Annotated in this window: 3 protein-coding genes; all 3 read left to right on the forward strand. The window is 69.0% G+C overall.

Annotation, left to right across the window (positions count from 1 at the left end):
• The first annotated feature begins 128 nt into the window (after positions 1 to 128).
• From QIT00_RS38530 to QIT00_RS38540, 3 genes are read left to right on the forward strand one after another with little or no spacing between them, the layout of a single operon-like run.
• A complete protein-coding gene (locus tag QIT00_RS38530; RefSeq protein ID WP_282540165.1) occupies positions 129 to 1,307 on the forward strand; it encodes a tyrosine-type recombinase/integrase in 1,179 nt (392 codons plus the stop codon).
• Positions 1,304 to 3,931 (forward strand): tyrosine-type recombinase/integrase, encoded by a 2,628-nt coding sequence (locus QIT00_RS38535; RefSeq protein ID WP_282540166.1) that lies wholly within the window; start codon positions 1,304 to 1,306, stop codon positions 3,929 to 3,931. Before QIT00_RS38530 ends, QIT00_RS38535 begins: the two co-directional genes overlap by 4 nt.
• Positions 3,928 to 4,515, forward strand: a complete 588-nt coding sequence (locus tag QIT00_RS38540; RefSeq protein ID WP_282540167.1) for a DUF6262 family protein — start codon at positions 3,928 to 3,930, stop codon at positions 4,513 to 4,515. Before QIT00_RS38535 ends, QIT00_RS38540 begins: the two co-directional genes overlap by 4 nt.
• The last annotated feature ends 176 nt before the right edge of the window (positions 4,516 to 4,691 follow it).

Genomic DNA, 4,691 nt, shown 5'->3' on the forward strand with positions numbered 1-4,691 from the left:
TCGACTTTACCGACCGTGAGTTGTGCCGCCCGTGATGTCCGTCTGGGCCTGTGACATGGACGTCATGGGCTCGTTTACCGACCGGGACCGGGACGTCTGTCATGTTCCGGCGTCGGTACGGAGGACGAGTGGTACGGCACGTAGTGGTCGGGGACTTGAGGGTCCAGCAGATCGACAGGAAGGACGGGCGGCGGTCGTGGACGATCGTCTGGCCTGAGGGCACGGTCCATACGGAGGCGGACCGGTTCCTGCGCGTCCATGACGGCTCGGGAACGCAGAGGACGTACGCGTATCTGCTGGTGGACCATCTGCGGTGGCTGGAGCGCGAGTGCCTGGCCCTCGGCACGGTCCAACTGCGGCACGTGGAAAGGTACATGGGGATCGTCGGTGCCGAGGTCCGGATGCCGCTCGGCGAGCCGTGGCGGGTGGGCAAGCGCCCCTACGGCCGGGCAGCCCTGTCGACCGCGGCGGCCTGTCTGAAGGGCTTCTACCTCCACCAATCCTCACTCGGCATCAACAGCGAGCTGGGCAAGAAGCTTGACCAGTTCCGGCTTCCCTCGCGGGTGGACCGGCGCCGGTCGTTCCTCGGGCACGTGAAGTCGTCTCCGCCCACCAACCCGCTCGCGCCGAAGGGGCCGCACCGCAGGCACCCGAAGATGCTCCCGGACGGTGCCCGCGAGAGGCTGCTGGAGGCGGTGAACTCAGCCCGGGACCGGCTGCTGGTGACCTGGCTCGCCGACGGCGGCCTTCGGATCGGGGAGCTTTGTGGGCTGCACCTGGCCGACCTGCACCTGCGCGAAAACGCGGCGTGCGGCGAATGCCGCAGCCCTCACTTGCACGTCTGTCATCGCCCCGGCAACCCGAACCGGGCCGAGGCCAAGACCAAGCACCCCTGGCGAATCGAGCACGGCACGGTCACCGGCGGGCTGATCAAGCGGGTGAGCCCGGCGATGGTGCACTCCTACTTCGAGTACGTCACCACCGAGTACCCGCGCGGCGCCGGGCACGGCATGCTCCTGGTCCAGCTGCACGGCGCCGATGCCGGACAGCCGTGGGCGCCGGTCGGCGCCCGCCGGATGCTCGGCCGGGCCGGAAAACACGCTGGTCTGGGGCAGGTGAAGCCCCATGCCTTCCGGCACACGTTTACTTCCGCGGTTCTCGACGCTGCCGGCGGAAACACGCTAATCGCCCGAGACGCCGGCGGCTGGGCCTCGGCCGCGATGGTCGACGAGGTCTACGGACACGTCGACATCCACGACCCGGTCTTCGACGCGGCACTGCGCACGGTCTGGGGTGAGACGAAGTGAGCGCAAAGTCGCTGCTGCCGCTCTATGTTGACCGTCCGGACCGTGAGGGCCGGGACCGGCTGGAGATCCTCACCGCGCTGATCGGCGCCCCGTCCTTCGACCCGCTGTTTCGCGAGGGGATCATCCGGATCCCGCAGGGTCATCCCGTCTATCAGTGGGAGTGCGTGGTCGGCGCCTGCGAGCGAGTCCGGTCCGGGGGCACGGACCTGTGCTCGGTCCATCTCCAGCAGTGGGGAACGGCCCGGAAACGTGGAACGACACGGGCCCGGTTCCTCGCGGCGGCCGAACCGCTGGCCCGAGAGGGATACGACCGGGACGTGCCCTGCCAGATCTGCCCGGACCGGCCTGCGTCGCTCCGCACCGAGTTGCGCTTGTGCCGGCGGCATCACTACTCCTGGAAGCGCTACTCCCTGAACCGCGCCGAGTTGGTCGACTTCGAGCAGTGGGTCGCCGAGCAGACACCGCACGAGGGCGATGGGAAGTGCCGCGTCGTGGTCTGCCCGAGTCCGGCCAACTCGCCGCTGGGGCTGTGCTCCTGGCACAAGCACCGATACCGCAGGTGCGGCAGTCCCGGCGGGGTGGGTCTGCCAGCCAACTGGTGGCAGAGCTACGAGAGTCAAGGGCGGCCGGTCCCCGTCTTCTACGACGACGAGGCGGCCTTCCGCGCCTGGTGCGCGAGTACGCCCGCTGCCCCGCGGCCAGGGCAGGTCAACCTTCTCGGGCTCCGGCCGCTGATCAGGGCGGAGATCCAGTGGACGCTGTTCACCCATACCCAGCAGCAGCGGCACAGCCGCTGGGATCTGGGCTGGATCCAGAAGTTGGTGAGGCTTGCCCGGGAACGCGACGCCGGATCGCTGACCGACCTGGACCTGGAGGACTTCCCGCGCTTCCACACCGCGATCGTGAAGCGGATGCTCCATTACCTGCGGCTGGTCTATTTCACCCCGGCGCAGACGCGTCAGGCCGGGTTCATCGAGACCGATCACTTCGGCATCCGCTTTCCCGGCCGCGCCAGTCACGTCGACCTGACCGCCATTGCCCAGCAGTGGCTGCGGAATCTGCTCTGGGACTACCTCGCCGGCCTGATGCGCTCGGCTCACTGCCCTCGCACCGCGATGCCCATCGACGCCGCCCGCCGCGGGATCACCGAACTCGGAGCGTTCCTGGCCGTCGACGCCCCCGCCGACGGAGAGGATCCAGCTGCCCTGGCCTCCGAGCACATGCAGCGTTTCGTCGCCGACCAGCGCCACCGGGCTCGCGAGAAGCTGCCTTCGCTGGTTATGAAGAACGCGGACGGCGAACTCTCCAAGGTCAGTGAGTACACCCGCAGCGTCGTCTTCAACAGCGTCCGCAAGGTGATGCGGGACGCACTGGAGACCGGCAGGGCCGAACCCCTCGGTCTGGGGCGGGAGTTCATCATCGCGATGCCAGCCGCAGGAGGTGCGCCGCTCAGGGCTCGGCGTCCGTTCCCAGACGAAGCCGCCCGCGCACTCGCCGACGAGATCAACCTCGCCCGGCTCGCGGATGTCTACGACCCCGATGACCAGGGGATGCGCGACGCCTGGGAGACGATCGTCCTCACCGGCCGTCGCGTCAACGAGGTTCTGAAACTGCGCTGGGACTGCATCGGCCGCTACGGCGGCCTGGCGATGTTCTGGCACGACCAGACCAAGGTCGGCAACTATGACGCCGCGATCCGTATCCCCGAGCGTCTCTACGACATTCTCGCTGAGCGGAAGCGCAAGACCCTGGACCGCTTCACCGCCCGCCACGGACGTCGGCCGACCGGAGCCGAGCGGGCGAAGCTCGCCCTGTTCTCGACCACGGTCCGCAACCCCGACGGCACCACCGCTTTGACCTACCAGTGGTTCCACAGCCGTTTCCGGCAGTGGATCGCCGAACTCGACCTCGGCCAGGTCGTCCCGCACCAGGCTCGCCATACTCTGGCCACCAGCCTGCTGCGGCACGGCGCCACCCTCACGCACATCCGCCGCTACCTCGGCCAAGTCTCCGAGAAGATGGCCGAACACTACGTCCACCTCACCCAGGCCGACCTGGACAACGTCCTCCAGCACGTCTGGGTCGCCGGTCCCGGCACCGCCAGCCCCGGCCAGCTGCTGACCGGCGACGCCGCCAGCACGCTCACCCGCGAGCAGGCCCAGGCCCTCGCGATCGATCTCACCCGCCGCAGCACCCCCGCCGAGGGCGGCTTCTGCACCTTCCAGCCCGTCGTGGAAGGCGGCGCCTGCCCCTGGAACCTGGACTGCCACAACTGCGACAAGTTCGTCCTCTCCGGTGCCGATCTCCTCTACTGGCGGCGCAAGCGAGAGCAGTGGCGGCTGCTGGCCGAGGGCGCCCCAGACGATGCGACCGCTGACTACCTCCACCAGTACTTCGAGCCCACCACCCGCGCCATCGACGGCCTGGAGAAGGCCCTGGCCGGCCTCGGCCTCCTCGACGACGCCCTCGCTCTGGACCTGCGCAAACCCCAGGACTACTTCCACCGCGTGTGGTCCACCGCCTTCCGCGCCGCCGACCTTGCCGACGCTGGCAACGACGAGCAGAGCGAGTACAGCGATACGTGCACAGCCGACGGCGACGCTCCCGAACAGGACCCCGCATGAACACCGCCACCGTCCCCGAACCCCGCACGGCCGCCGCTCTGGCCGCCCGCCGCCGCAGCACCGAGACCGCCCTCCAACGGGTCCGCGAAGCCATTACCCGGCTCCGGCGCGAGAAGGCCCAGGTCAGCGTCGCCGCGGTCGCCCGCCGGGCGAACGTCTCCCGCACCTTCCTCTACGACAATCCCGAGGCCAGAGCCGCGGTCGCCTCCGCGATGACCGAGGCTGGCGAACGACGGTCCCGGACCCTCGCCGAGCAGGACGACGAACGCGAGGCGACCTGGCGCGAACGGGCATTGAACGCCGAAGACGCCCTCAAGGCCGCCCACGGCGAGATCCTCGCCCAGCGGACCCGTATCGGCGAACTCCTCGGCCAGATCAGGGACTTGCAGGCTGAGTGGACCGACGAGGCCATCCAGCGGATCACCACCGAGAACACCACCCTCAAGCAGCGGGTCCGCCAGCTCACCGCCGACAACCGCACCCTCGACGAGCGGCTGAAGGCCGCCCGCTCGAACCTGCGATTCCAAGACCGGCGCGTCGCCGACCTCGAAGCCCGCATCGCCGACCCGGGATCAGCGATCTGATCCTGTCCCGCTGACTGCCTCACGGCCCGTCCACCGTCCCGGTGGACGGGCCGTCCCACGAGACCACTCGGACGAGCTACAGCAACGACCCCAACCCGCCGTCACGGACATGTAGTCTATGAATCGTCGCAGTTCAGAGCCGGTTCACGAGCTCCTGCGGTCGGTAAAATCGACGA

This window comes from Streptomyces luteolus (assembly GCF_029968015.1).
Classification (GTDB): Bacteria; Actinomycetota; Actinomycetes; order Streptomycetales; family Streptomycetaceae; genus Streptomyces; species Streptomyces luteolus.